This window comes from Methylobacterium sp. J-026 (assembly GCF_022829585.1).
Lineage (GTDB): Bacteria > Pseudomonadota > Alphaproteobacteria > Rhizobiales > Beijerinckiaceae > Methylobacterium.
In genome coordinates this window covers 1-26,099 of sequence record NZ_JAKSYC010000272.1, presented here as the reverse complement: position 1 = coordinate 26,099, position 26,099 = coordinate 1, and the positions used below count along the sequence as shown (strand labels likewise).

Sequence of the window (26,099 nt, the reverse complement as noted above, 5' to 3'; positions counted from 1 at the left end):
GGATCGGATCGCCCTGACGACTGTGCCGTGTCTGCCGTGTTGCCGCGTCCAGGAGGCGGAGAGCGCACGACATCAGGCACGGAAGGCGACCAGCGATGCAGACCTATGAGACGACCCGGAACACCCGATCTGACTTGAGCGCCGCGCAGGCCGAACCGGCCGCGTCCCTCGGCCGAACCCTGTACCGGAGCGTCCGCTCCCATCCCGCCTACGAACGCGCCGCCCTCGCGACCGCCTTCGATGACGGCCTGATGCCCGACGAGGTGGCCCGGATCCTCGCCGGCCGCCGGGTGGCGGAGGCCTTTCCGGTCCGCCGGGGCGAGAGCCCGGAGGATTACGCGTCCCGGGCCGTCGCCGAGATGTTCGTCGCCTACCTCCAGTAGACGCGCCGCGGCCGGCCGCGCCGGCAATCCCGCTCCCGAACGATGGAAACCTGTCATGTCGGTCATCCCCCGCGGGTGGCGGCGCCGGACGGGGAGGGCGGCTTGCGTCCTCGCCCTGGCGCTCGCCGCCGGCCCGGTTGTCGCCGGGCCCCTGTCGACGAATCGCCGCGCGTCCGCCGCGGCGGACGGGCCGGAGATCCCGGCCCGGCTCACGGTCGGACCGGATGGCCGGGACCTGCGCCTCGCCGGCGACCTTACGGAGGGCGTGGCCGCGCGGGTCGCCGAGATCCTCGCCGCGCATCCGCAGATCGCGCGCCTCCACCTCACCAGCGACGGCGGGCTGGTCGAGGAGGGCGCGGCGATCGGGGCGCTCGTGGCGGCGCGCGGGCTCGCCACCTACGTGCCCGATGCCTGCGCCTCGGCCTGCACGCTGATCTTCGTCCGCGGGCGGGCGCGCTCCCTCGCGGTCGGCGGCCGGCTCGGCTTCCACGCGCCCTACGAGATCGGCGCCCATGGCCGGATGCACCCGGTCGATTCCGCGCCGGAGCGGGCGGCCTACCGCGCCGCCGGCCTGCCGCGGGCCTTCGTGGCGCGGGCCCTGGCGGTGCCGCCGGCCGGGATCTGGATGCCCGCGGCGGCGGAACTCCGCGCGGCCGGCGTCGTGACCGAGGTCGTCGGCCCCGACCGCTTCCCCGATTCCACCCTCGACGCGGATCCGAGCGAGGCCGGGGCCCGCGCGGCGATCCTGCGGGCCCTGCCGATCCTGCGGCAGGCCGGGGCGGCGGGCCTCGATCCCATCGCCCGGTGGTACCGGGACAGCTACGCGGCCGGGCGGCCGGAGGCGGAGGCGCGGGCGGGCCTGAGCCGGCTGGCCGGCGCCTATCTGCGGCGGCGCTTCCGAGCGGCCGACGACGGGGTCGTCCGGGCGCTGGGGCGCCGGGTGCTGGCGATGATGCGGATCACCGGCACGCGGGGCGCGGCCACCTGCACGGCGCTCCTGGCCGGCGATCTCGTGACGCTCGACGCGCGGCTCCGCGCCGAGGGACCCTCCGGGTTCGGGCTCGCGCCGCTCCTCGCCCGGACGCAGGGGTCGGTGCCGGGCCAAGGGGCGCTGCCGGGCCAAGGGGCGGCCCCGGGCCAAGGGGTGGTCCCCGCCACGATCCCGGCGGTCACGAGCCCGGGTGTCACGGTTCCGAGCGTCGCCCGATCGCAGGATTGCGAGGCCCGGATCGCCGATGCGACGCGCGCCCTCGCGCTGCCGCCTCCCGAATCGGCGGCGCGGCTGCGGTCCCTGTTCCTCGCCGAGCCGCAGCAGGCGCTCGCCAACGCCGCGGGGCCGTAGCGTCCCGCGCCGTGGACGGGCATACCGCAACGCGCAGTCGAGACAGTGCGCCCGGGGGGTCTCCCTCAGTGCCGACGTGGCGGCGGGATGCGCGGCCGGTCCGGCCGGGCACGGGGTCTCGGGCGCTGGATGTGTGAAAGGGTCGAGATGGGTGGGGACGCTGCGATACCGGCCGCAACCGAGCCGGTGTCCTCGAAACACGGGGGCGGGTGGAACGAGTTGTGGCGCAAGGAGGATTGGTGGGCCGTCTGGGTCGGCCTGGCCACCGTGCTGATCGCCTACGCGGCGTTCGCCCAGGGAACCAGCATCGGCTGGATCGCCGCGGCGCCGGCCAAATGGTCGACGCTGGATCAACTCCGGGCGCAGCTTGCGGCCGATGCCGTCCGCTACGCCGTCCAGTTCGTGGCCTTCGCCGCCGTCTTCACGATCGCCCTCGCCGTCATCGGCCTGCGCCCGGGGGCCTTCCTGGCCTCCTTCGTGCTGGTCTATCTCCTGTCCTTCGCGATCTTCACCCTCGGCGCCTGGGACAAGGCGCAGACCTACAACCTCGAACCACCGCTGATCGCCCTCTTCGTCGGGCTGGTGATCGCCAACACGACCGGCCTGCCGGCCGCCCTGTCTGCGGCGTTCCGCGTCGAGTTCTACGTGAAGCTCGGCATCGTCCTGCTCGGCGCGACGCTGCCGTTCACGCTGATCCTCTGGGCGGGCCCGGTGGCGATCCTGCAGGCGTCGATCGTCTCGATCCTGACCTTCCTGGTCATCTTCTTCGTGGCGCGCAGGCTCGGCCTCGACCATCGGCTGGCCGCGACGCTGGGGGCCGGCGGCGCGGTCTGCGGCGTCTCGGCGGCGATCGCCGTCGCCGGGGCCGTGCGCGCCCGCAAGGAGGATCCGCCGATCGCGATCACGCTCGTCGTGCTCTGGGCGATCGTGCTGATCTTCCTGCTGCCGCTGGTGTCCCGGGCTCTGGGCCTCCCGGCCGGGGTCGGGGGGGCGTGGATCGGCACCTCGGAATTCGCCGATGCGGCGGGCTTCGCCGCGGCGCAGGCCTATGGCGGCCTCGCCGGTCCGGCGACGGGCATCGCCGGCACGGCCGATCAGGCTGTCTGGGCCTATACGCTGATCAAGGTGGTCGGGCGCGATGTCTGGATCGGCATCTGGGCCCTCGTCCTGTCGATCATCTCGGTGACCTACTGGGAGCGCGAGGGCACGACAGGCCCGGTGGAGGTCGGCCAGATCTGGTGGCGCTTCCCGAAATTCGTGGTCGGGTTCCTGATCGCCTCGCTCCTGGTCACCGCCGTGACGCGGGGGATCTCGTTCGGGGATTACAACGCGCGGGTGAAGCCGGCCCTGATCGCCCCCATCACCAGCCTGCGGATCTGGGCCTTCACGTTCAGCTTCCTGTCGATCGGGCTGACGACGCGCTTCCGCGACTTCGCCCCGGCGGGCGGGCGGCCGGCGATCGCCTTCACGGCCGGCGTCGCGGTGAACCTCATCGTCGGCTTCGTGATGTCGGTCCTGGTCTTCGGCACCTACTGGGCGGAGCTGGCGAAGTGAGCGCCCCCCGCTGGCGGCGGACAGTGGCCGGCCTGCGCTGGGCCGCGCGCGAGGGGCGCCGCTGCGGGACCTGCGTGCATTTCGAGACCGATCCGCACAGGCTGGAGCGCCTGTTCGGCAACCTCGCCGCCATGAGCTCGGCCTTCGCCTCCGTGAAGAGCAGCGACGGTCTGTGCCGCCATCGGGGCTTGTATCTTCCGGCTGGCGAAACCTGCGCCGATCACGCGGCGTGAGGACGAAGCCCTGACGCCCGCCGTCGCGCCCGCGGGCGCGACGGCGTGGCGCCTATGCCGCGGGGGCCGCCGGCAACGCCGTCCGGGGGGCGGGGCGACGCTTGCGCGAAGCCCCCTGGATCAGGGTCGCGATGGCATAGCCCATCGCCCCGACGGCCAACGCGGTGGCCAGCGGCGACGCCCCACCGCGCGCGCGTCCGTTGAGCGGGTCGCCCTGGCTCGCTTGTTCGGCCCGCCTGACACCGGCCCGTCCGCGGGCCAGGCTATCCTGCGCCAGGTGCGTGGCCCGGTCGGCGACGTCGCGGACCGCGTCCTGGGCGCGCGCGAAGATCGCGTCGGCAGCCCCCTCAATGCGGCGTCCGTCGTCGCTGCCGCCGGCCCCGGTATCCGAGGATTGGCCGTGCTCGTGATCGGGTCTGGTCATGGTCGGTTTCCCTGTCCTGGTCGAAGGTCGCCCTGCCGGCACGTGCGATCCGGCAGGGGGTGCGCCCGTCAGACGACGCTGATGAGGTTGTCGACGGCCGTGGTGCCCGGGGAGGCCCAGGCCGCCCCCACCGCCGCGCGGCGCTCCTGCATCGTGCGGACGGTCCCGCCGAGATGGACGGTCCCACCGTCGGCGGTGACGGTCACAGTCTTCGGATCGAACAGCCACGAGCGATCCAGCGCCTCACTGATGTTGTCGCTGACCGCCGAGACGTCGACCTGGGGCCGAACGGTGATGTCGTTGTTCACCGCCACGACGCCGGAGATCTGACGAAGCTCCCGCTCGGCGGCCTTGGACTGGAAGTGTTGGTCGACCTCCCCGGTCAGGGTGATGACGCCCTTCGAGACCTTCACCGAGATGCAGTCCGGCGGCACGGCCACGTTCCAGGCGAGGCGGGCGACGGCCGTCGCCGCGATGTCCGCGTCGGACCGTTTCAGCGCGAACGGCACCGTCACCTCGATCTCCTGGACGATCGCCTGCACGCCCCGGATCCGGCGGGCGGCGGCCTCGGCGGCCATCTTCTCGTCGTAGGTGCCGACCTGGCCGGACAGGGCGACGACCCCGTCCTTGGCCGTCACGCCGATCTCGGAGGAGGTCACCTGGGGATCCCAGATGAGTTCGGCCGTGACGGCGTGCTGGAGGGTTGTGTCGTGGGACATGGTGGTCTCCGTGACGATGCGGGGCGCGGATGACCCTGAACCCCCGGCGGAGGCTCCTTTGCCGTCCGCGCCGTGAGGGGGGGGGATGGCCCGGCATTCGGCGACCCTAAGCAGCCGCACCGGTGACGTCCTTGATCCACCGCAACCGCCGCGACGCCTCGGGGCATCCGGCCGTCATCCCGACCGCCGGCGCGCCGACCGGGTCAGGATCGTCGGCCCGTGCGGCTCAGGCCGCCGGTCTGCCGAGATCCGCGCGGGAGACCCCGGTGGCCTGCCGATAGTGCAGGGCCCGGTAAGCCTTGAACAGGATGCGGGGATCGAACTTGCCCTGGTAGACGGCCGCCGCCGACGAGATAGGCCTTCGGGCCGTGGCGGGGGGTGTCGGCGTGGGCCATGCAGTGTCTCGCTGTCCAGAACTTGCCTGCCAGCGCTCGTTCGACGCGCCCGCGCCACCGTGATGCCCGTGGACACGAGAAACCGCGCTCTTCAGGCGCGGTCTTGAGAATATTGGACGAGCTCCCACCGTCTTTGATCCAAGACAAAGACCTCCGTTGCGATGAAATGCATAGATATGTCGCGATGGATGCAGATTTGTGAGCCCCATCGGACGAAGGAAATCTCCGATGCGACTGTCCGTTCTGATCCTTTCGGTCGTGTTCGCAGCGGCGATCACCGGGTCCGGTTTCGCTCAGGCCACTCTGCCGGACGATGCCGTCAACAGCGCGAACAATCCCGGCTCGGTGCGGAACGCGGCGCCGGCCCATGAGCAGGCCCTGGACTGCACCTGCCGCATCACGGCGCCGGGTGCGGACGCCGCGGGCTCGATCCCGCCCGGCGGTTCGAACCGTCAGGCCGATCCGGACGATGTTTCCGAAGCCGGTGATGAGACCTTCGCTTGTACCTGCGGCGAAGCGGCTCCGGACACGACCGGGGCCCTGACCGCCCCGAAATCCGACCGCGGCCCCGACGCTGCGGTGCCGGGGGCGGCCGGCATCGGTCCGGTTCCCGCGCGCTGAGAGCGGCCGCCGCCCGCGGCCCGGCACGATGCAGGGAGGACCGGACATGACATTCCCATCCGAGCGCCTGACGCCCATCGAGCGATTCCAGCGCGAGACCTGGGCGGACGATGGCGGGGCTGGCGTGTCGGGCCCGCGCACGGCGAGCCGGGTTCCGCATCCGTCTCCGGGCCCCGCGCAAGCCGCGACCGACATGGGTCGCGCCCCGCCGGATCGGCCGTCGCGACGGCCCCGCTCAAGCCTTCCCCCGACCGGCCTTCGAGCCTGACCCTTCGAGACCTTCGACGCCCATGCCGAAACGCGCCGGCACCGGCATCCCTGACCACAGACACTGCGGAGACCACCATGTCCAAGGCCATCGGCATCGACCTCGGCACCACCAATTCCTGCGTCGCCGTCCTCGACGGGGCGAAGGCGCAGGTCATCGAGAACGCGGAAGGCGGCAGGACCACGCCGTCGATCGTCGCCTTCACGGAGGGCGGCGAGGTGCTGGTCGGGCAGCCGGCCAAGCGCCAGGGCATCACCAACCCGGAGAACACCATCTCGGCGATCAAGCGCCTGATCGGCCGCCGCTACGACGACCCGCTGACCGAGAAGGACAAGGCCATGGTCGGCTACACGATCGTGCCCGGCCCCAACGGCGACGCCTGGGTCGAGGTGCGGGGCAAGACCTACAGCCCGAGCCAGATCAGCGCCTACATCCTCACCAAGATGAAGGAGACCGCCGAGGCCTTCCTCGGCGAGAAGGTGACCAAGGCGGTCATCACCGTGCCGGCCTATTTCAACGACGCGCAGCGCCAGGCCACCAAGGATGCCGGCCGCATCGCCGGCCTGGAGGTGCTGCGCATGATCAACGAGCCCACGGCGGCCGCTCTGGCCTACGGGCTCGACAAGAAGGGCAGCGGCAGGGTCGGCGTCTACGACCTCGGCGGCGGCACGTTCGACGTCTCGTTCCTCGAGATCGGCGACGGCGTGTTCGAGGTGAAATCCACCAACGGGGACACCTTCCTGGGCGGCGAGGATTTCGACAACCGCATCGTCGACTATCTCGTCGACGAGTTCCGCAAGGAGAGCGGCATCGACCTGCGCAAGGACCGCCTCGCGCTGCAGCGCCTCAAGGACGCCGCCGAGAAGGCCAAGATCGAGCTGTCCTCGGCCACCCAGACCGAGGTGAACCTGCCCTTCGTCACGGCCGACCAGAACGGGCCCAAGCACCTCGCGATCAAGCTCAGCCGCGCCAAGCTCGAAGCCCTCGTGGCCGACCTGATCGAGCGGACGACGGCGCCGTGCCGGGCGGCGTTCAAGGACGCGAACCTCGACGTGTCGCAGATCGACGAGGTCGTCCTCGTCGGCGGCCAGACTCGGATGCCGAAGGTGCAGGAGACCGTGCAGGCCCTGTTCGGACGCGAGCCGCACAAGGGCGTGAACCCCGACGAGGTCGTGGCCATCGGCGCGGCGATCCAGGCCGGCGTTCTCCAGGGCGACGTCGGCGACGTGCTGCTGCTGGACGTCACCCCGCTCTCCCTCGGCATCGAGACCCTCGGTGGCGTGCTGACCCGGCTGATCGAGCGCAACACCACGATCCCGACCAAGCGGAGCCAGACCTTCTCGACCGCCGCCGACGCCCAGCCGGCGGTGACGATCCGGGTGTTCCAGGGCGAGCGCGAGATGGCGGCCGACAACAAGATGCTCGGCCAGTTCGACCTTGTCGGCATCCCGCCGGCGCCCCGGGGCCAGCCGCAGATCGAGGTGACCTTCGACATCGACGCCAACGGCATCGTCAACGTCGCGGCCAAGGACAAGGCGAGCGGGAAGGAGCAGACGATCCGCATCGAGGCGTCCGGCGGGTTGGACGAGGCGGCGATCCAGCGGCTCGTGCGCGAGGCCGAGACCCATGCCGGCGCCGACAAGGTGCGCAAGGAGCTGGTCGAGGCCGGCAATCAGGCGGATGTCGCGATCTACACCACCGAGAAGAGCCTGAAGGACGCTGAGGGCCATGTGGCCGCCAATGTGAAGGCCGAGGTCGAGACCGCGGTCACGGCCGCGAAGGCGGCGATCCAGGCCGTCGACCTCGCGCGCATCAGGACGGCGACCGAGCGCTTGATCCAGGCGGCGTCCCGGCTGGGCGAGACCGGGGCCGCACCGAAGGCGCCGTCTTCCGACCCGGAGATCGTCGACGCGGAATTCGAGGAGGCGCCGGGCGGCGACACCCGCCACCGGCCGGCGGCATGACCGGCCCGATCGCGGAGCCCCCGACCGAGGCCATGTCGCCCGCTTCGGAGGCCGCGGATCTCGCGGCCCTCCAGGCCGAGAACGCATCCCTGCAGGATCGCCTGATGCGGGCGCTCGCCGAGTCCGAGAACGTCCGGCGGCGGGGCGAGCGGCGTGTCGAGGAGGCGAAGAAATTCGCCGTCCAGGGTCTCGCGGGCGCGCTTCTTCCGGTCGTCGACAACCTCGGCCGGGCGGTCGCGGCGGCCATGAGCGGCCAGGGCGTCGGTCCGGCGGCCCACGCGTCCCTGCTCGAAGGCGTCGGGGCGACCGAGCGGATGCTGACCGGCACCCTCGAACGCTTCGGCATCCAGCGGATCCCGGCCCTCGGGATGCCCTTCGATCCGAAGGCCCATGAGGCGATGCGCGAGATCGAGGATGCGATCCACCCGCCGGGGATCGTCCTCGACGTCATGGAGGACGGCTTCACCCTCCATGACCGGCTCCTCAGACCGGCCCGGGTGAGTGTCGCCAAGGTGCGATCCGGCGGCGGCACGCCGGGCTGACAGGCCTGGGTCGGTCCAGAGATCATCCCGAGCCGGAGGACTCCGCAGTGAGCGACGATCCGTACAAGATCCTCGGCGTGACGCGGGACGTCTCCGAGGCGGCCTTGCGCAAGGCCTATCGCAAGCTCGCCAAGAAGCTGCATCCCGACCTGAACCCGGGCAATGCACAAGCCGAGGCGGCCTTCAAGACGGTCGCAACCGCCTACGATCTGCTGAACGATCCCGCCAAGCGCGCCCAGTTCGACCGTGGCGAGATCGACGCGTCCGGCGCGGAGCGGCCGCGGCAGCCGTATTACCGCGCGCAGGCCGAGCGCGAAGGCGCCCATCCGTATGGCGGCGATGCGGGCTTCGGGGATTTCGACGGCGAGGACATCTTCGCGCAGATGTTCGGCCGCGCTGGCCGCGCCGACCCCAATCGAGCAGGTGCCGACGCCCGGTATCGGCTGGATCTCGATTTCCTGGAGGCGTTCAACGGCGGGACGCGCACGCTGACGCTCCCGGACGGTCCAGCCCTCGACGTCACGATCCCGCCCGGGACGCGGACGGGGCTGACGCTGCGCCTGCGCGGCAAGGGCGAGCCCGGCATCGGAAAAGGGCCGCCCGGCGACGCCCTGATCGCGATCGAGGTCCGTCCCCACCCGGTGTTCAAGCTGGAGGGCGAGGACATCCATGTCGCGCTGCCGCTCTCGCTCCGCGACGCGGTCCTCGGCGGCAGGGTCAGCGTGCTGATGCCGTCCGGTCCGGTTTCCATGACGGTTCCCAAGTGGACCAACGCCGGCGCCGTGCTCCGCCTGAAGGGCAAGGGCATGGTCCGTAGCGGCGGCGCCCCTGGCGACGCGTACGTCACGCTGCGGCTGACCCTGCCGGCCGAGCCGGATGCGGAACTGCAGGACTTCGTCTCCCGATGGGGGAGCGCGGAGCGTCCCGAGACCCGCCAAAGCGAGGACGTGCGATGATGGAGATGCGTGAGTTCCTGGCCCGCGCCGGGGTCGAGACCGAGGCTCTGCTCGCCTGGGTCGAGACCGGCTGGCTCATCCCCGGAGAGACCGAGGGACGCTGGACGTTCCGCGAGATCGACCTCGGCCGGGCGCAACTCATCCAGGACCTGGACCGGGATTTCGGCGTGAACGCCGAAGGGATCGTCCTGATCCTCGACCTCGTCGACCGGATGAGCGGCATGCGGCGGGCGCTCGGCCACCTCGCCGTGGCGATCCGGCGAGAGCCGGACCACGTCCGGGACCGGATCGCGGACGGGACCTTGGCGGCGGCGCGCGGGTCCGGCGATGCCCCCGGTCAACCGGAGGGACGAAACCGGTAACCGGAACGGTCGCGGCCTCGTTCGAGCGATCGGGCAGCGGTCGAAGAGCCGCGCCGTCTCTCCGCGTCAGTGGGCCATCAGCACGGGCATGCCCGCGTTCTCGACGACGTGCCGGGTGACGCCGCCGAGCAGGAATTCGCGTACGCGGCTGTGGGTGTAGGCGCCCAGGGCGAGCATGGAGGCGCCCCGTCGCTCGGCCTCGGCCAGGATCGCGGCGCCGACCGGGGCTCCGTCCTCGATCGCCAGACTGGCGGCCTCGGCCACGACCCCGTGCCAGCTCAGGTACCCGCACAGGTCCGCGGCCCGCGCCTCGTCGGAGCGTTCGGTCCTGGCATGCACGACCGTGACGCGCGTGGCCTCGTGCAGCAGGTCGATGGACTGGCCGATCAAGCGCGTCGCCTCCAAGCTGCCGTTCCAGGCGATCACGACATGGTTCAGCAGGTCGTACGGGACGGTCTCGCCGACCATCAGCGTCGGCCGCCCGACCGAGAACAGCGCGGTGTCGAGCGCACGGCCGGTGAAGGGCAGCTTCGGATCGGGCCGGTCGACGATGACCAGGTCGTTGACGCGCCCGGCCAGCGTCAGGAGGGGTTCGACCTCGCCGCTGAGCTCGGCCCAGGTCACGAAGGTGGCGTCGAGGCGCTCGGACTTCCCATTGAACGGCACCTCCGCCCGCGCGCACCACGCCTGCAGAGCCGCCTTGCCGTCGGCCGCCGCCTCGCGCACGCCCTGTTGGACGGCCTCGAGGCTCGCACCGTCGAGGGGGGCGAGGCTCGCGAAGCCGGCGAGCATATGGTCCAGACCGGGCGCGATGAAACGCACGCCGATATGGGCATGGAGGCGCCGGCTGAGACGAAGGGCGGCCTCCAGCCGACGGGTCGGGTCGAGACCCGGGGCGGTCGGGACGAGCAGGCAGCGCAAGAACATCGGAGACTTTCCTCACCTGGCGTGATCGCGGGCTACGTTCGGATGAGGACGGGCTCGAGCCGTGCCCCGTTGTGAGGATCGGCCGGGCGACCCGCCGCGACGCCGGCGGCCCCGTGGTCCGGTTCGGGGCCGCCGATCCCGCGGGCGTCGTTCGTGACGACGGGGCGCTCCGTGACGGCGGTGTGACCCCGCCCTTCCGGCGCAGGCGCGGTGGACCGCAGGGCGCCGCTGCCGGCGGTCGCGCAGGCGAGATCCTGGTCCCGGGATGCCTCCCCGAAGACGCCGACGGCCCCGATCAGGGCGCCGTCCCGTCTCAAGGGCACGCCGCCGCGTTCGTGGAAGGCCGCTGTCCCTTCGGCCTCGACGAAGGAGCTCCAGACGGGCTCCCCGGGCGCGCGCAGGACCTCGCTCGGCTCGCCCGAGAGCGCCGAGGCCACGGCCTTCCCGATGGCCCCGCGCGCGGTCATGCAGCCCGCGCCGTCCATCTTCGCGAAGGCGACGAGGCGGCCCTGGCCGCCGCAGACGGCGACGCTCACGGCGAGCCCGAGGCGACGGGCCTCCGCGATGGCTTGCGCGACGACCGCGCTGGCCTCCGCCAGCGTCAGGGCGCCCTCGGGGGCGGTGGAGACGCCTGCGGTCATGACCCTGCGTCCCGGTTCAGCATCGTGCGCCCCAGCGCCAGCAACTGTCCGTCGGTCGCCGCCGAGAGGTCGACATTCGCGGTCGCCACGACGCGGCCCTGCGTCGCGTGATGGTGCTCGCCGAGGCGGCGCGACAGGACCGACATGGCGCTGCTCTTGCCGGTGCCGGTGCCGTGGCCGACGATGGCGATGCGCGGCGCATCCCGGACCGACGCGACGATCCCGTCGTAGAAGGCCATGTTCTCCGGGGCGCGCTGGCCGGGGTAGGTCCCGCCTTCCTTGTGGGTGAGGTGGTGGATGTAGCCGTGGGGATCGTAGGGCCGGAGCGTGGTCTCGGCCGTCTTGCCCACGGTCTCGGGGTCGAGGCGATAGATCCGCGCCTCGTGATGATCGACCACGATCAGGGCGTCGTTCTCGGCCGAGGCCGGGCCGGGCGCCATCAATTCCGTGGAATGCGCCGACAGGCCGGCCTCCTCCATCAGGTGCCTCAGCCGTTCGACCTCCCGGGGATCCATGTCCTTGTGCGGCGGCTGGGGGAAGGTCCACGCCCGCCCGCCGAGGCTCAGGCTCCAGTTCCCGTCCGGCTTTTCCTCGCTGGTCCCGATCCTGTCGACGAAGGCCACGACCTCCCGCCATTCCAGGTTCTCGCTGGTCGGGTGGTTGAAGATCAGGGCGAGGGTGGTCCGGTCGTGGCCGTGTATCCGGGCGTGCATCATCACGTTGGGGCTCCTGAGGGAGGCCGTACCGGGCCGATCGGCTCGGACCGCCCGGTAGGTCGCGGTGCGCGGCTGGCTCAGCCCCACCGATCCCGACCCCTGGCGGGGATCGGTGAGGCCCGGTATCAGACGACGCGGATGTCGTTCTCGACCGTGGTGGCCCCGGGCGCGCCCCAGGCGGTCCATCCGGCCATCTGCCGGTCGTACCAGGTGTCCACCGTCCCGCTCAGATGGACCACGCCGCCCTCGGCGCTGACCGCGATGGTCTTCGGGTCGTACCAGCTCCGGTGCAGGGCCTTGGTGATGTCCGCGCCGATATTCACCGCGCTGGGCCGGGCCTTGATCGCGATCCAGTTGGAGATCCCGACCACGCCGAGCATCCCGCGGATGTCGTGCTGCGCCGCTTCCTTCTGGTACTGCCAGTCGACCGTGCCGGTGAGGGTGACCCAGCCCTTCTCGACCTTGGCCTGGACCGCCCCGTCGGGAATCGAGACGTTCCAGTCCAGGCGCTGCAGCAGGGCGACCGCGATCTCGTCGTCGTTCCGCCTGGCATGGTCCGGCAGGCGGACCTCGATCTCCTCGGCGACGGCGCGCACGCCCTTGACGCGGCCGGCGGCCCGCTCGGCGGCGTATTTCTCCATGTAGTTCTGGACGTGGCCGGTGAGGGTGACGATGCCGTCCTTGGCGGTGACGCCGATATGCGCGGCGGTGACGCTCGGCTCCCAGCCGAGCTCGGCGATGACGTTGGTCTGCAGAGTCTTGTCCATGGTCATGATGCGGTCCTGGATCGAGGAGGACGGCGCCCCGTCGCCGCTGGGGCTTCGGGGATCGGCTGCGTCCGGTGTGCCGGGACGGTGAGGGGGGCCGTCGCGGCCTCGGTTCGGGCCGTGCGTCCTGGCCGTCCGTCCTGGCCACCGAACCCTAATGACCGGGCGGGCCCCATCCTTGATCCAACGCAAAGTCCGGGACCGGCCACGCGCCCATGCTGCATCGCGCACCGGGGCGGCCGAACGCGGCCGACGACCCGGGAAGGACGAACCCGCGATGGCAAGATCACTGACGACCACGTTCGCCGCCCTCGGGGCGGTCCTCGTCGGCGCGATGGCTCGGGCGGCCCCCGCCGACGGACCTCAGGCCGGTTCCAGCGGCCCGAACATGCCGCCCGCGCGGGACATCGTGCCCAGCGAGATCCGACCGGAGGATCCCGCCGCGGCGGGAAGCGCCCAAGGACCCGCGGAGACGGGCGCGATATCCCGGTGGCGCGACATCAAGCGGCCGCCGGCCCGGCCGCCGTCCCCGTGAGCGGGCCCGGCCTCCGGCGCGCTGCGACCGAGGGGATCACTGTGCCGACAGCCGGTCGAGGCGGCCCTGATCGATGAGGCGCACGCCGCCCGGCACGATCAGGATGGCGCCGTCCCGGTCGAGGCGGGACAGGGTCCGGCTCACCGTCTCGATGGTCAGGCCGAGATGGTCGGCGATATCGAGGCGGCCCATCGGCAATTCGAGGGTGACCGCGGACCGCCCGATCCGGACGTAGCGCGCCTGCAGGCCCGTCAGGAAGGTGGCGATCCTCTCCTCCGCGGTGCGCCGCCCGAGCAGCATCATCATGTCCTTGGCCCGGGACAACTCCTGCCCGGTGATCGCGTGCAGGTGCATCATCAGGCCCGGTTGCCCGCGCAGCAGGTCCATGAAGGCCAGCCGCTCGAAGCGGCAGGCCGTCACCGGGCCGAGGGCGTCGGCGGAGACCGAGAAACGGTCGAGCATGGAGAGCCCGAGGAAGTCCCCGGGGAAGGCGAATCCGGTGACCTGGCGTCGTCCGTCGGTGAGGATGCGGTACAGGCGAAGGGCGCCGGACGTGACGTTGTAGACCGAGGCGGCGGGCTCGTCCTGACCGTACAGGGTCTGCTTCTGGTCGAGGGCGACCCGCCGGCTCAGCGGCTCCAGCGCGTCGCGTTCCGCCAGCGGAAGGGCCGTGGCCGAACTGACGCGACGGAGCGTGCCCACGCCGTCCGGCCGATACGCGGGCGGTCGATACGGATGGATCCCTGGGCTGACCGGCAGTGAATGGGTCGACATGGGCCTGTCCTTCGGGTTCGGTCTGGTCGCATGCTCCGCCGATGACGGCACCGCGGCGCCTCCGCCACCATTCGGTGACCCGCATCCGCTCCGTATCGGGACAACGTGCCTGCGGCGGCGACGAACGGAGTCAAATCCGGCGACCGGACACCCGGATTTGCGCCGTGCCCGGACTGGGGGCCGCGTGATGACGGGATCGGTCCCCTGTCTTCACCCGCAGTCAGGGCGTCGCGATGTTGGGCCCCGCCCGACCGGATCGCCCCGGACGGCGGCCACCGGATTCCGGAGACGGCGTATGCGCTAGGCGACGGCCGCCGTGAGCGCGACATCGAGATGGACCGGGTTGTGGAGCGTGTTCGCCACCGGCGACCACAGCACCGTATGCCTGATGAGCGCGGCCAGCGCCTTTCGCGACGCATCGGCGTCCATCGTCACGGCAACCCGGATGGTCTCAAACCCGATGGTCTTCGGCTGGAGATCGCCGCTGCCCCAGACCGACGTCATGTTGATGTCGGCTTCGACGTTGAGTTCGAGGGACCGGATCGGGATGCCCTGCGCCAGGGCGTTGGCGTGGATGCCGATGGACAGGCACGACCCGAGGGCCGCGAGCAGGGCCTCGGACGCGTTCGGGGCTACGCTCTCGCCGAGCAGTCCCTCGGGCTCGTCCTCCATCACCTGCTGCGGCGGCAGGTTCCGGATGTAGTTGAGCTGGTGCAGCCGCCCCTGTGCCACCGTCCGGCACCGCAGGGTCCGCACGGCGGCCGGGTCCGCCTTGGCCTTTGCCACGACGACGTCGAGCGCGCGTTTGTCGACGGGGGACGGCGCCCGGTTCTCGGGTGCAAGAGGCAGCTTAGCCATATTGAATGCCGTCCCCTGATTGCTTGTCCATGGCGATCGTTCCGTCCGCCGGAAATATTTGATCGATAGGCAACTCTCGAACGGTAGTTTAGACTTATACTCGCGAGAGTCGGCAACCAAATTTGATGAAGGGAAGCTCAAAAATGGCGGGGCGCGGCGGATGCTAGACTGGGATGACCTGAGATTTTTCCTGGCCCTGGCGCGGCACGGCAGCCTGTCGGCGGCCGCCAAGGTGCTGCATGTCTCGCAGTCGACGGTCGGGCGGCGCCTCAACACCCTGGAGGCGACCCTGGCGGTCCGCCTGCTCAACCGCACCCCCGAGGGCTACGTGCCGACGCTGGCCGGCGAGGAGGTGCGCGAGCGGGCGGAGCGTCTGGAGGCGGAGACCCTGGCCCTGGAAAGGGACGTCACCGGGCGCGATACCCGCCTGCGCGGGCTGGTGCGGGTGACCTGCGCCGAGACGATGGCGGCGCACCTGCTGGCGCCGAGCTTCGCCGGGCTCCATGCGCTGCATCCCGATATCATGATCGAGCTCATCCCCAACCCGCGGGAACTGAGCCTGGCGATGCGCGAGGCGGACATCTCCGTCCGCATGCGCCAGCCGGAACAGCACGATCTCGTCGTGCGGCGCATCGGCGGCATCGCCTTCGGTCTCTACGCGGCGCCGGACTATCTCGCGGCGCACGGCGGGCCGGACTTCGACGACGGGTGCCCCGACCACCACCTGATCACGCAGTTGGAGGACAGCCAGGAGATGACGCAGTCGGCCTGGCTGACCGAGATGGCCCCCCGCGCCCAGGTGGTGCTGCAGACGAGCAGCCACGAGGCCGCCGTTCTGGCATCTGCCAATGGCGGCGGGCTGGCCTGCCTCGCGCGGTTCCGCGGCGACGAAGAGTCCCGGCTGATCCGGCTGAATGTTCCGACCGAACCCCCGAGCGCCGACATCCTGTTGCTCGTCCACAAGGACAACCGCGACACGCCGCGGATCCGGGTGGTGCTGAGCCACATCACCGACAGCATCCGCGCGCTCAGCCACAAGCTCCAGCCCCTGATGGCGGACGCCGATGACGTCCGCGCCGTCAACCAATGATACGGCCCTGGCGGCCATCCGCGGTCCGATCCCGACAGGAGGCCGGATGCGCCGGGACGGACATCAATCGCCATGTATCGACCGATTGCGGTCACTGCCCTTTGATCTGAATCAAAGCTTGCCGCTGATGTTGCAATATTTCATCATCCGATCGTGCATAGTGAAATATCAAATTTGATTGGCGTATGTATTTGTTCGATACGCTAGCTTGCTGTCGACAGGATCCGTCGGCCCATCCGCCGCCGGGATCGCACCGACGAAGGCGAGCCATCATGAGCCCCGACGAGAAACTGACGCACGACGTGCTGGCCGAGCTGGCCTGGGATCCGAGCGTGACCGAGACGGCCCTCGGGGCGAGCGCAAAGGACGGCATCGTCACGCTGACCGGCGCCGTCACCAGCTTCGCGCAGAAGCACGCCGCCGAGGCCGCCGCCCGCCGCGTGAACGGGGTCAAGGCCATCGCCGGGGAGATCGGGGTGGACCTCCCCTTCGATCATCGCCGCACCGACGCGGACATCGCGGCCGCCGTCGTCAACCGCCTGGACTGGGATGCCGCGATCCTTCCGGACACGATCACGGCGCAGGTCCAGGACGGCTGGGTCACCCTGAACGGGGCCGTGGACTGGAACTTCCAGAAGGACGCCGCGGCTCTCGACGTCCGGTCGCTGCTCGGCGTCGTCGGCCTCTCGAACGGGATCACGATCAAGCCGCGCGCGAACGCCAATCACATCGCCGAAGGGATCCACAGCGCCCTGGGGCGCTCCTGGTTCTTCGATCCCAAGCGCGTCGGAGTCGATGTGGAGGGCGACCGGGTCCGGCTGACGGGCAGCGTCCATACCGAGGGCGAGCGCCGGCTCGCGGCCGTCACGGCCTGGGGCTGCCCGGGCGTCGCCATCGTCGAGAACGACCTCGCCATCCTCTGACGCGTGTCCGCGTCCGTCCCTTCGAGCCGAGGCACCCCCATGCGCGATCTCATCCGCCCCCTGACGCTCGGGGCCTGCGCGGCCCTGATCCTGGCGACACCGTTGCGCGCCGTCGGTGAGCGGGGCGCCGATCCGGCGGCCGCGACCGCCCCGGACGCGGAGGCCCTGCCGGCCCAGGCCTGCCTCGACCATCTCAAGGTCTTCGACGCCCAGATGGAGAAGGACGGGTACTGGCTCGGCGGATCGGGCTACGGCTACGGCTATCCGCTCGGCGGCTACTGGGCGGGCAGCCTGGGGTCCGACGCCGGCATGGCGATGGGCGCCGCCTCCGCGATGATGCGGTACGCGAATGCCCGCCCCGGATACGAGGTCCGGATCCTGCTCGCGGGCGCCGACATCCTGGCGCGCCATGGCGAGCAGCAGCCGTGCGAGGACGTACTGGTCCAGATCCGGGCGAGCTACGACGCCTACAAGACGGATCTGCAGGGCCGTGACCTCCGGATCGCCAACGCCCTGGGCTTCCGCAAGCAGGAACTCGCCCTCGCCCAGCCGGTCGCGTCCCGGACGCGCGCCTTCCGCTCGGACGACCTGCTCGGCAGCGAGGTGCGCAACCCCGGCAACGTGGCCCTCGGCAGCGTCGACGACATCGTCATGGGCCCCGAGGGCGGCAAGATCGCCTACCTCGTCGTCGCCCGCGGCGGCATCTTCGGCCTGGGCGAGCGCCACGTCGCGGTCCCCTGGGATCAGTTCAAGGTCTCTCCGAACCTGAACATCCTCGTCCTCGACACCAGCAAGGACGGCATGGACCAGGCCCCGCGGATGATCGAGGGCCGCTTCACGACGGCGGAGCCGTTCGCCCGGCAGACCGCGAAGGCGGACGCCTACTGGAGTGCGGCCGCGAAGATCCGGCGGACGGACTGAACCGCGCATCGACCGAAGACCGCCGCCCGCCCCGCCCGACGACACGATTGGACTGTCCCATGCGAACGATCACGATCCTGACGACGACGTTCCTCGTCCTCGCGACGATCCCGGCGGCCCGGGCGCAGACGCCGATGACGCCTCCGGGCAACACGAGCGCGACGATGCGGGAGGCGGGGCGCGAGGCGAGCCAAGCCGCCGACGCGGCCCGTGAGGCGGCCCGGCTGGCGATGCAGGCCTCGAAGGCGGCGGTGACCGATGCCCCGAAGCGATCGGCCGACATGATCGGCAAGCTCGCCACCGACGCCGCCGAGGCGGCCGATCGCGCCGAGACCAAGATCGCCGCGGCCAACAGGGCGGCGGGCAGGGCGGCGAACGCCTCGATGCGGAAGGCCGCGGATGCCGCGCGGACATCCGTGGCGGCGACCCGGCTCGCGGTGCAGACCTCCGAGGCGGCCGCCGGGGCCTCGGTCCGCTCGGACATGGCGGCGATGCGGCGAGCGGCAACGACGGCACGGGCGTCCCTCGTCAAGGCCGCCACGGCCACCGCGAACGCCGCCCGCGCCGCCCGCGCGGCGGCCCGGACCACCTGGGACCGGGACATGGCGCGGGCCCAGATCCGCGGCTGACCACCGCTGGGCCGCGGCTGGATCGGCCCGGCGCGACGGGCTCAAGCGATGGCCGGCGCAGGGTTCGGCGCCAACGGGTCTCGGGCGCGGATCTCCGGCACCCGCTGATCGCCACGAAGGTCTTTCTCGGAGCGGTCTCCAGGTTGGCATCCGAGTTGCGGATTCGACCGGGACGCATCCGGAGACCGTCATGGCTGTGCAGATTTCCCCGCCTTCCGAGGCGGGCGGCAGGATCGGGCGTCCCCGGCTCGGCCTGGGCCTCACCGCGATCCTGATGGTCTTCTATTTCGGGTTCGTCGGGCTCGGCGCGTTCGCGCCGTCCGTCCTGGCGCAGCCCCTTGTCGATGGGGGCACGGTCACCGTCGCCTTCGCGTATGGTCTCTTCGTCATCGCGTTGGGCGTCGCGCTGACAGGCATCTACGTGCTGATCGCGAACCGCGAGCGCATCCGGTGAGGGCTTGGGCAGGACGCCGCGGGCTGTTCGGCTTGGCCGCTCTCGCACCGACGCCGGCGCTCGCGCAGACGGGCGGTGCCGGGACTGGCCTCAACCTGACCGCCATCGCGCTGTTCACGACCGTCGTGATGGGCACGCTGTACATCACCTACCGGGCGGCACAGCGGACCCGATCGGCCTCGGACTTCTACACGGCCGGAGGACGCATCACGGGATTCCAGAACGGTCTCGCGATCGCCGGCGACTTCATCTCGGCCGGCGCCTTCCTCGGGCTCGCCGGGCTCGTCTACGGCAACGGGTTCGACGGCCTGATCTATGCGGTCGGCTACACGACGGGGCTGCCGATCGTCGTCTTCCTGATGGCGGAGCGGTTGCGCGCGCTCGGCCGGTTCACCTTCACCGACGTCGCCTGCACGCGCCTTCAGGAGAAGCCGGTCCGCATCTTCGCGGCCTCGGCCTCCCTCGTGGTGATCGCGTTCTACCTGATCGCCCAGATGGTCGGCGGCGGCCAGCTCATCCGCCTTCTGCTCGGCCTCGACTACGTCTACGCGCAGTTCATCGTCGGGCTCCTGATGATCTGCTACGTCCTGTTCGGCGGCATGGTCGCCACGACCTGGGTGCAGATCACGAAAGCGGTGCTGTTCCTGATCGGCGGAACGGCGGTCGCTCTGCTCGTGATGGCCCATTTCGGCTTCGATTACGGCGCGCTGCTGCGGCAGGCGGTCTCCCGTCACCCCCGCGGTGAGGCGATCCTGACGCCTCAATTCCTGTCCCGCGATCCCGTCTCGGCGATCTCCCTCGCCCTCGCGCTGATGTTCGGGACCGCCGGCCTCCCCCACATCCTGATGCGCTTCTTCACGGTGCCCGATGCGCGCGCCGCCCGGGTCTCCGTCTTCTGGGCCTCGGTCTGGATGAACTACTTCTTCGCCCTGGTGTTCGTCATCGGATTCGGAGCCCTCGCCCTGGTCGCCAAGAACCCCGCCTATGTGAACGCCGCCGGCGGCCTGATCGGTGGTGGGAATATGGCGGCGATCCATCTCTCGCACGCGGTCGGCGGCGACCTGATGCTCGGGTTCATCTCGGCCGTCGCCTTCGCGACGATCCTCGCCGTCGTGGCGGGCCTGACGCTCGCCGGGGCGACGGCGGTGTCGCACGATCTCTATGCCAGCGTGTTCCGGCGGGCCGGAGCGGGCGATGCGGCGGAGGTGCGGGTCTCGCGCTACGCGACCGTGGTCCTGGGGATCGTGGCGATCGGGCTCGGGATCGCGTTCCAGAACCAGAACGTCGCCTACATGGTGAGCTTGGCGTTCTCCATCGCCTGCTCGTCGACGCTGCCGCTTCTGATCCTCGTTCTGTACTGGCCCGGGCTCACGACGCGCGGGGCCGTGACGGGCGGGTGCGTCGGGCTCGCCAGTGCCCTCCTGTTCACCATCCTGGGCCGGGCCGTCTGGGTCGGCGTTCTCGGCTATGCGACACCGATCTTCCCGATCGATCCGCCGACGATCGTGACGATGCCGCTCGCGTTTCTCGTCTGCTACCTCGTGTCCATCACCGACAGGAGTCCGCAGGCCCGGATCGATCACCAGCGGGGGGCCTTCGTCGGCCGGGCCGCACCGACCGCACCGGCGCTCGCGGAATGAAACACCCCAGGATCCCGGCATGATGAAGCTGATCAGCGCGACGCCGAGCCCCTATGCCCGCAAGGTGCGGATCGCACTCGCCGAGAAGGGCATCCCCTTCGAGCTGCAGACCGAAGTGCCCTGGCACGGCACGTCGGTGACGCCGCAGTACAATCCCCTCGAGAAGCTGCCGGTTCTCATCCTCGAGGACGGCAGCGCCGTTTACGAGTCGCACTACATCATGGAATGGATCGAGGCGAAGTACCCGACGCCGCCGCTCGTTCCGGCGGATGTCGACGGCCGGCTCCTCGCCCGCAAGTTCGAGGTGCTGTGCGACGGCACCTGTGACGCGTTCGTGCTCATGTTCTTCGAGCAGATGCGCGCGCAGGAGCGGCAGAGCCCGGAATGGATCGCCCGGCAGCGCCGCAAGGTCGATGGCGGCGTGCGCGAGATCGCCCGCCTGATCGGGGACCGTGACTATGCGGTCGGCGACGGCTTCGGGCTCGGGGACATCGCGGCAGGAACGGTCGTCGGCTATCTCGATGTCCGCTGGCCGGACTATCCGTGGCGCGCGCAATACCCGAGTCTCGCCGCCTATAGCGATCGCATGGAACGCCGGCCCTCCTTCCAGAAGACGCGGCCGACGCCTCAGCAGATCACCGAGAAGGTGGTGTAGTCCGCCCTGCCTCTGCCCGGGCGGCGCTCGGCATCCTGGCGGAGGTTGGGACATCCGGTCCACGCGTCGCGGCGATCGACCCCGGCGACGGCCCCGTCACGATCCGATCCGGGGCCGCCGAAGCCCGGGCCGTCGGCGCGGTCGCGCAACACGATCCGCTCGACTTCGATCGATCCGGGGACACGCTCACCAAACGCGAGCGCGGCTCTGCGAAGGGTATCGGCGCCTCTCTGTCGCTCATGCTCTCGCCATGTGCAGATATGATGCCTGATGAGCACTGAGCCTAAAATTATTGCTCGACGCTCAAGTATTATCGGATAGCGTTCCACTTTAGAACGGCGCCGAACAGGTGTTTTGAACAGCCGGGTTCCGGCTGGTTACCGACGGTTTGAGGTCGTCTCGTTTATGTCCCGGTCCGGGGATGGTTCAGGCGCGGGGATCCCGCACGACCTGGACCGACGAGCCTCGGGCGGTGCCGAAGTGCGGATGTGGCGGGTGTCGCATGGCCGGTATCGAAGAACCCACCCCCTCGGGCGCCTCCGCGCCGACTCGGCGGACGCCGATCCCGGGCCGCATCGGGGAAACGTCCGCGGATGCACCGCTTCGGGGCGCACGCCGCGCCGACGGCTGCCATCGCCCGGCCGCACGCCGCCTCCGCCCATCAGCCTGACGGACCCTCCGTCGCACGGACGATACGGGGCCGTGGCCCCGAAGCTTCAGCCAAGGATCAGCATCATGGAATCCATCCCGAAATTCCTCCAGGGCGTGTTCGGATACACCGGTGCCGGCCTCGACCGGTCGGCCCTCCTGGCCTCGACGCTGATCTATACGGTTCCGAGCACCAAGCGGGCCCAGTTCGTCTACCTGCGCGCTGGCAATGCGGGGCCTGAACTGGTCTGCCTGTCGCTCGTCATCGCCGGCAAGGCCGCCCGCTACCTGCCGATCGGCGCCAAGGCCGGCATGAACGTGCCGCTGACCATCGTCGAGGACCTGCAGCCGGACACGCGGGTCGAGATCCACATCTCCGCCCCCGAGGGCGCCACCGGCCAGGTCGTGGTCGATGTCGGCCTCCTGGAGATCTGAACGGTCCGACCGCAGGCAGCACCGAGCAGGAGAGCCTTGATGAGCAAGCAGAGACTCGTGGTCGTCGGAAACGGCATGGCCGGCGCCCGTGCCGTGGAGGAGGTGCTGGCTCGGGGCGGCGCCGAGATGTTCGACATCGTCATGTTCGGCGACGAGCCCTACGGCAACTACAACCGCATCCTGCTCTCCGAGATCCTCAACGGGACCCAGGACACCGACGGGATCACCATGAACCCGCTGAGCTGGTATGCCGAGAACGGCATCACGCTCCATGCCGGCCACCGCGTCGAGCGGATCGATCGCGCCGCCAAGGTCGTCATCGCGCAGACCGGCGTGCGGGAACGCTACGACAAGCTGATGATCGCCACCGGCAGCCGCGCCTTCATCCCGCCCATGCAGGGCGTGCGGATGGAGGACGGAAGCCTCAAGCCGGGGGTGTTCGGCTATCGCACCGTCGAGGATTGCGCGCGGATCGTCGACTACGCCCGGCAGAGCAAGGTCGCGGTGACCATCGGCGGCGGTCTGCTCGGTCTCGAGGCGGCGCGCAGCATGACGGTGCAGGGCTGCGAGTCGCATGTGGTCCACCTCGCGGGCCACCTCATGGAGATGCAGCTCGATGTGACCGCCGGCGGACTTCTGAAGAAGACCATCGAGGGCATGAACATCCGGGTCCACACCGGCAAGCTCACCACCGAGGTGCTGGGCGCCGACAAAGTCGAGGGCCTGCGGTTCAAGGACGGCTCGGAGCTTGCCTGCGACCTCGTCATCGTCGCCGCCGGCATCCGGCCGAACTCCGAGATCGGCCAGCTCTCGGGCCTCACGGTCGAGCGCGCGATCGTGGTCAACGATCATATGCAGTCGGTGGACGACCGCGACATCTACGTGGTCGGGGAATGCGCGCAACACCGCGGCCGGCTCTACGGCCTGGTTGCCCCCCTCTACGAGCAGGCGAAGGTGTTCGCCGAGCACGTCACCCGGACCGACATCGACGCGGCCTATCACGGCTCGAAGCTGGCCACGAAGCTGAAGGTGATGGGGGTCGAGCTGGCCTCGATGGGCATCACCGAGCCGGCGGACGACAACGACGAGGTCGTGCAGTTCACCGAGCCGAAGCGCGGTACCTACAAGAAGCTGATCGTGCGCGACGGCCGGCTGGTCGGCGGCATCCTGATGGGCGACATCTCCAAGGCGCCGTTCCTGATGCAGGCCTTCGCGCAGGACGCGCCGCTGCCGGACGAGCGCCTGTCGCTGATGTTCGATCTCGGCACGCCCTCCGCCAAGGTCACCTATGACGAGATGCCGGCGGAGACCCAGGTCTGCAACTGCAACGGCGTGACCAAGGCCGGTATCGCGGCCTGCGTCGCGGGCGGCGCCAACACCTCCAAAGCGGTGATGACCCAGACCCGCGCCGGCATGGGCTGCGGCGCCTGCAAGGGCGAGGTGACCGAGCTCGTCTCGTGGCTCCTGGGCGGCGAGGTCGAGGAGGACCCGTCGGTCCACTACTACGTGCCGACGATTCCCCTGCGGAAACCGGAACTGATGCGGGAGGTGGTCGCCCGCGGCCTCAAGTCGGTCTCCTCGGTGTTCCGCGAGCTCGGGAACGGCGAGGTTGATGCCGGCGCGAAGCCCGCGCTTGCCTCGCTGCTGATCACCGTCTGGAAGGGCGAGTACGACGACGAGCGCGACGCGCGCTTCATCAACGACCGCGTCCACGCCAACATCCAGAAGGACGGCACCTTCTCGGTGATCCCGGAGATGCCCGGCGGCGTCTGCACCCCCGACGAGTTGGTCCGCATCGGCCAAGTGGCGCAGAAGTACAACGTTCCGTTGGTGAAGCTGACCGGCGGGCAGCGCGTCGATCTGGTCGGCCTGAAGAAGGACGACTTGCCCAAGATCTGGAGCGATCTCGGCTTCAAGGCCGGCTATGCCTGGGGCAAGAGCTACCGGACCTGCAAGAGCTGCATCGGCACCGATTTCTGCCGGTTCGGACTCGGCGATTCCATGGGCTTCGCCCAGCGCATCGAGCGGCGCTACCGCGGCATCGACAGCCCGGCCAAGCTCAAGCTCGCCACCGCCGGCTGCCCGCGCAACTGCTCCGAAGCCTACGTGAAGGATGTCGGCTTCGTCGCGATCGGCGACGGCAAGTGGGAGATCTACGTCGGCGGTGCGGCCGGCGCCCATATCCGCAAGGGCGACCTGCTCACCACCGCCCGGGACGAGACCGAGGCGATGCTGATCGGCAGCCGCTTCATGCAGTTCTACCGCGAGAACGCGAAGTGGAAGGAACGGACCTACACGTTCATGGAGCGGGTCGGCCTGGAGCGGGTCCGCGCCGTGGTGGTGGAGGACAGCGAGGGGATCTGCGCCGATCTCGACGCGGCCATGGAGGCGTCGATCGCCGCCTGCGTCGATCCCTGGCTCGAAGCGGTCGCCCCGAAGACCGCCAACCAGTTCACCTCGGTGATCCCGGCGAAGGAGGAGGCATGATGGCGGCCGGCGAAGTGCTGCTCGGCGCGGTCGAGCAAATCCCCACCGGGGAGGGGCGCACCTTCCGCGTCGGCGACGTCGAGATCGCCGTGTTCCACACCGCCGAAGGGGACGTCTACGCGACGCAGGCACTCTGCCCACATCGGCAGGGACCCCTGGCCGATGGACTCCTCGGCGGGACCACGCTGATGTGCCCGCTGCACGACCGGACCTTCGACCTGACATCCGGTTGCGGCACGAGCCACGAGCATCTCGGCCTCGTCACCTATCAGGCCCGGGTCATCGACGGCCAGATCTGGTTGCGGCCGGAGCCCGTCCAAGCCCAGGCGGCGGCGGAGTGAGTTCGGCGGCGTACCCTTGCCGAACGCCCGGGGCGTCTCCGCCGGGATCTCGCAGACGGCGAGCCGCATCGCGCACTCGGTGTGCCGTCCCGGTCTGTGAGGGTGCATCCTGCTCCTGACGCGTCAGGAGCAGGATGTCCCGCGGCAAGCGGTCTTCACGGCAGGGCCCGCACGACGCCGAGCCATGGCCAGGCTGAGTGCAGGAGCCGGACGATCGAGGACGCGACCGTAAGGGTCTTCCACTCCGACGCGTTGGAAAGCCTCAGGGCGCACGTCTTGGCTTTCGTCATGACCCGCGACTTCGCCACGGACCTCCGGGCATCACGCCGGAAAACACCGTTCCCGACCATCTGTCAGGCCTGGATCACCGGCCCGGACCGGTTCAGAATCGGCCAGCACCACCTCATCCCGGGACCATGAACCGAGCGCACGCAGACGTCGTTGTCTTGCAGTGACCCCTTCACGTTCGGATCGCCCCGCTCGGCCTCCCCATGCACACCGAAGCGCAGGTCACGATGGAGCCGTCGATCTAAAAGCTTCCATAGTGATGATTGCAACAATGCGTCGGAATTCCGTTGTGTAATTGTATTGTCAAAATATCAAATCAAGATATGTATCTTTCAAATCTGACGACATTGACTCGACGGCACCCATAGCACCGTGGATGTTTATCCGGTGGATCTACACAATCCACTGCCGTGGTGCCATAGGCTTGGTTCCGGCTCGATCCGCCTCCATGGTCAGATCGAGGGGCCTTAGAGCGCCTAACAGAACCGTCTGATCTGGTTGAGGGTGATGAGGCTGGCGGCGAGGCTCGTGAAGGCCTCGTAGATGTCTGCGCGTCGCTCATAGCGGATGGGCAATCGACGGAAACGGTTGAACCAGGCGTGGGTGC

General features: G+C 70.1%; 27 protein-coding genes and 2 pseudogenes. 20 read left to right on the top strand and 9 right to left on the bottom strand.

Annotated features, from left to right (window positions below):
- Positions 1 to 95: 95 nt before the first annotated feature.
- From MKK69_RS23325 to MKK69_RS23310, 4 genes are all read left to right on the top strand, one after another.
- On the top strand, positions 96 to 383 hold the full coding sequence (locus MKK69_RS23325; protein WP_243971814.1) for a hypothetical protein: 288 nt from the start codon (positions 96 to 98) through the stop codon (positions 381 to 383).
- A gap of 55 nt (positions 384 to 438) precedes the next feature.
- Positions 439 to 1,725, top strand: coding sequence for a hypothetical protein (locus MKK69_RS23320; protein ID WP_243971812.1), 1,287 nt, complete (start codon positions 439 to 441; stop codon positions 1,723 to 1,725).
- 186 nt (positions 1,726 to 1,911) lie between these two features.
- Positions 1,912 to 3,279, top strand: coding sequence for a YeiH family protein (locus tag MKK69_RS23315; RefSeq protein WP_243971810.1), 1,368 nt, complete (start codon positions 1,912 to 1,914; stop codon positions 3,277 to 3,279).
- The gene (locus MKK69_RS23310) at positions 3,276 to 3,512 is read left to right on the top strand and encodes a hypothetical protein (protein WP_243971809.1); all 237 of its coding nucleotides are present in this window, start codon (positions 3,276 to 3,278) and stop codon (positions 3,510 to 3,512) included. Before MKK69_RS23315 ends, MKK69_RS23310 begins: the two co-directional genes overlap by 4 nt.
- Positions 3,513 to 3,564: 52 nt before the next feature.
- Here the strand turns inward: MKK69_RS23310 and MKK69_RS23305 are convergent, their stop codons facing one another.
- Both MKK69_RS23305 and MKK69_RS23300 read right to left on the bottom strand, forming a co-directional pair.
- Positions 3,565 to 3,936 (bottom strand): hypothetical protein, encoded by a 372-nt coding sequence (locus MKK69_RS23305; RefSeq protein ID WP_243971807.1) that lies wholly within the window; start codon positions 3,934 to 3,936, stop codon positions 3,565 to 3,567.
- Positions 3,937 to 4,004: 68 nt separating this feature from the next.
- Positions 4,005 to 4,655, bottom strand: coding sequence for a BON domain-containing protein (locus MKK69_RS23300; protein ID WP_243971805.1), 651 nt, complete (start codon positions 4,653 to 4,655; stop codon positions 4,005 to 4,007).
- A 623-nt stretch (positions 4,656 to 5,278) separates the two neighbouring features.
- On the opposite strand from MKK69_RS23300, the gene MKK69_RS23295 reads away from it, so the two are divergent.
- From MKK69_RS23295 to MKK69_RS23275, 5 genes are all read left to right on the top strand, one after another.
- Positions 5,279 to 5,671 (top strand): hypothetical protein, encoded by a 393-nt coding sequence (locus MKK69_RS23295; protein WP_243971803.1) that lies wholly within the window; start codon positions 5,279 to 5,281, stop codon positions 5,669 to 5,671.
- A 345-nt stretch (positions 5,672 to 6,016) separates the two neighbouring features.
- Positions 6,017 to 7,903, top strand: a complete 1,887-nt coding sequence (dnaK, locus tag MKK69_RS23290) for a molecular chaperone DnaK (protein ID WP_243971801.1) — start codon at positions 6,017 to 6,019, stop codon at positions 7,901 to 7,903.
- Positions 7,900 to 8,445: a nucleotide exchange factor GrpE gene (locus MKK69_RS23285; protein WP_243971799.1), complete on the top strand. Its 546-nt coding sequence runs from the start codon at positions 7,900 to 7,902 to the stop codon at positions 8,443 to 8,445. Before dnaK ends, MKK69_RS23285 begins: the two co-directional genes overlap by 4 nt.
- A gap of 47 nt (positions 8,446 to 8,492) precedes the next feature.
- Positions 8,493 to 9,401 (top strand): DnaJ C-terminal domain-containing protein, encoded by a 909-nt coding sequence (locus MKK69_RS23280; RefSeq protein WP_243971797.1) that lies wholly within the window; start codon positions 8,493 to 8,495, stop codon positions 9,399 to 9,401.
- Positions 9,398 to 9,763: a chaperone modulator CbpM gene (locus MKK69_RS23275; protein WP_243971794.1), complete on the top strand. Its 366-nt coding sequence runs from the start codon at positions 9,398 to 9,400 to the stop codon at positions 9,761 to 9,763. Before MKK69_RS23280 ends, MKK69_RS23275 begins: the two co-directional genes overlap by 4 nt.
- A 66-nt stretch (positions 9,764 to 9,829) precedes the next feature.
- On the opposite strand, the gene MKK69_RS23270 is transcribed toward MKK69_RS23275, so the two are convergent.
- The 6 genes from MKK69_RS23270 to MKK69_RS23245 form a co-directional block, all read right to left on the bottom strand.
- Positions 9,830 to 10,690: a universal stress protein gene (locus tag MKK69_RS23270; RefSeq protein ID WP_243971793.1), complete on the bottom strand. Its 861-nt coding sequence runs from the start codon at positions 10,688 to 10,690 to the stop codon at positions 9,830 to 9,832.
- Between the two features lie 32 nt (positions 10,691 to 10,722).
- Positions 10,723 to 11,331 (bottom strand): GlcG/HbpS family heme-binding protein, encoded by a 609-nt coding sequence (locus tag MKK69_RS23265; protein WP_243971791.1) that lies wholly within the window; start codon positions 11,329 to 11,331, stop codon positions 10,723 to 10,725.
- Positions 11,328 to 12,047 (bottom strand): hypothetical protein, encoded by a 720-nt coding sequence (locus tag MKK69_RS23260; protein WP_243971789.1) that lies wholly within the window; start codon positions 12,045 to 12,047, stop codon positions 11,328 to 11,330. The genes MKK69_RS23265 and MKK69_RS23260 overlap by 4 nt, the downstream gene beginning before the upstream one ends.
- Before the next feature lie 125 nt (positions 12,048 to 12,172).
- Complete coding sequence (locus MKK69_RS23255; RefSeq protein ID WP_243971787.1) at positions 12,173 to 12,820, bottom strand: BON domain-containing protein; 648 nt, start codon at positions 12,818 to 12,820, stop codon at positions 12,173 to 12,175.
- 565 nt (positions 12,821 to 13,385) lie between these two features.
- The gene (locus MKK69_RS23250) at positions 13,386 to 14,123 is read right to left on the bottom strand and encodes a cyclic nucleotide-binding domain-containing protein (RefSeq protein ID WP_243971785.1); all 738 of its coding nucleotides are present in this window, start codon (positions 14,121 to 14,123) and stop codon (positions 13,386 to 13,388) included.
- A 300-nt stretch (positions 14,124 to 14,423) separates the two neighbouring features.
- On the bottom strand, positions 14,424 to 14,981 hold the full coding sequence (locus MKK69_RS23245) for an OsmC family protein (RefSeq protein ID WP_243971783.1): 558 nt from the start codon (positions 14,979 to 14,981) through the stop codon (positions 14,424 to 14,426).
- A 160-nt stretch (positions 14,982 to 15,141) separates the two neighbouring features.
- Here MKK69_RS23245 and MKK69_RS23240 point away from each other — a divergent pair, with 160 nt between their 5' ends.
- From MKK69_RS23240 to MKK69_RS23190, 11 genes and pseudogenes are all read left to right on the top strand, one after another.
- A complete protein-coding gene (locus MKK69_RS23240) occupies positions 15,142 to 16,071 on the top strand; it encodes a LysR family transcriptional regulator (RefSeq protein ID WP_243971781.1) in 930 nt (309 codons plus the stop codon).
- Between the two features lie 272 nt (positions 16,072 to 16,343).
- On the top strand, positions 16,344 to 16,994 hold the full coding sequence (locus tag MKK69_RS23235; protein ID WP_243971779.1) for a BON domain-containing protein: 651 nt from the start codon (positions 16,344 to 16,346) through the stop codon (positions 16,992 to 16,994).
- A gap of 39 nt (positions 16,995 to 17,033) precedes the next feature.
- A complete protein-coding gene (locus MKK69_RS23230; RefSeq protein WP_243971778.1) occupies positions 17,034 to 17,915 on the top strand; it encodes a PRC-barrel domain-containing protein in 882 nt (293 codons plus the stop codon).
- Positions 17,916 to 17,974: 59 nt separating this feature from the next.
- Positions 17,975 to 18,544 (top strand): hypothetical protein, encoded by a 570-nt coding sequence (locus MKK69_RS23225; RefSeq protein ID WP_243971776.1) that lies wholly within the window; start codon positions 17,975 to 17,977, stop codon positions 18,542 to 18,544.
- 190 nt (positions 18,545 to 18,734) lie between these two features.
- Complete coding sequence (locus MKK69_RS23220; RefSeq protein ID WP_243971774.1) at positions 18,735 to 18,998, top strand: DUF485 domain-containing protein; 264 nt, start codon at positions 18,735 to 18,737, stop codon at positions 18,996 to 18,998.
- Positions 18,995 to 20,638, top strand: coding sequence for a cation/acetate symporter ActP (gene actP / locus MKK69_RS23215; protein WP_243971772.1), 1,644 nt, complete (start codon positions 18,995 to 18,997; stop codon positions 20,636 to 20,638). Before MKK69_RS23220 ends, actP begins: the two co-directional genes overlap by 4 nt.
- A 19-nt stretch (positions 20,639 to 20,657) precedes the next feature.
- Positions 20,658 to 21,293 (top strand): glutathione S-transferase family protein, encoded by a 636-nt coding sequence (locus MKK69_RS23210; RefSeq protein ID WP_243971770.1) that lies wholly within the window; start codon positions 20,658 to 20,660, stop codon positions 21,291 to 21,293.
- Between the two features lie 735 nt (positions 21,294 to 22,028).
- Positions 22,029 to 22,376 (top strand): molybdopterin oxidoreductase, encoded by a 348-nt coding sequence (locus MKK69_RS23205; protein WP_243971768.1) that lies wholly within the window; start codon positions 22,029 to 22,031, stop codon positions 22,374 to 22,376.
- Between the two features lie 39 nt (positions 22,377 to 22,415).
- Positions 22,416 to 24,863, top strand: coding sequence for a nitrite reductase large subunit NirB (gene nirB, locus MKK69_RS23200; RefSeq protein WP_243971766.1), 2,448 nt, complete (start codon positions 22,416 to 22,418; stop codon positions 24,861 to 24,863).
- The gene (locus tag MKK69_RS23195; protein WP_243971764.1) at positions 24,860 to 25,204 is read left to right on the top strand and encodes a Rieske (2Fe-2S) protein; all 345 of its coding nucleotides are present in this window, start codon (positions 24,860 to 24,862) and stop codon (positions 25,202 to 25,204) included. Before nirB ends, MKK69_RS23195 begins: the two co-directional genes overlap by 4 nt.
- A gap of 180 nt (positions 25,205 to 25,384) precedes the next feature.
- Positions 25,385 to 25,624, top strand: a pseudogene (locus tag MKK69_RS23190) (IS481 family transposase); the annotation flags it as partial.
- Positions 25,625 to 25,968: 344 nt separating this feature from the next.
- Here MKK69_RS23190 and MKK69_RS23185 read toward each other — a convergent pair.
- A pseudogene (locus MKK69_RS23185) lies at positions 25,969 to 26,099 on the bottom strand (IS5/IS1182 family transposase); the annotation flags it as partial.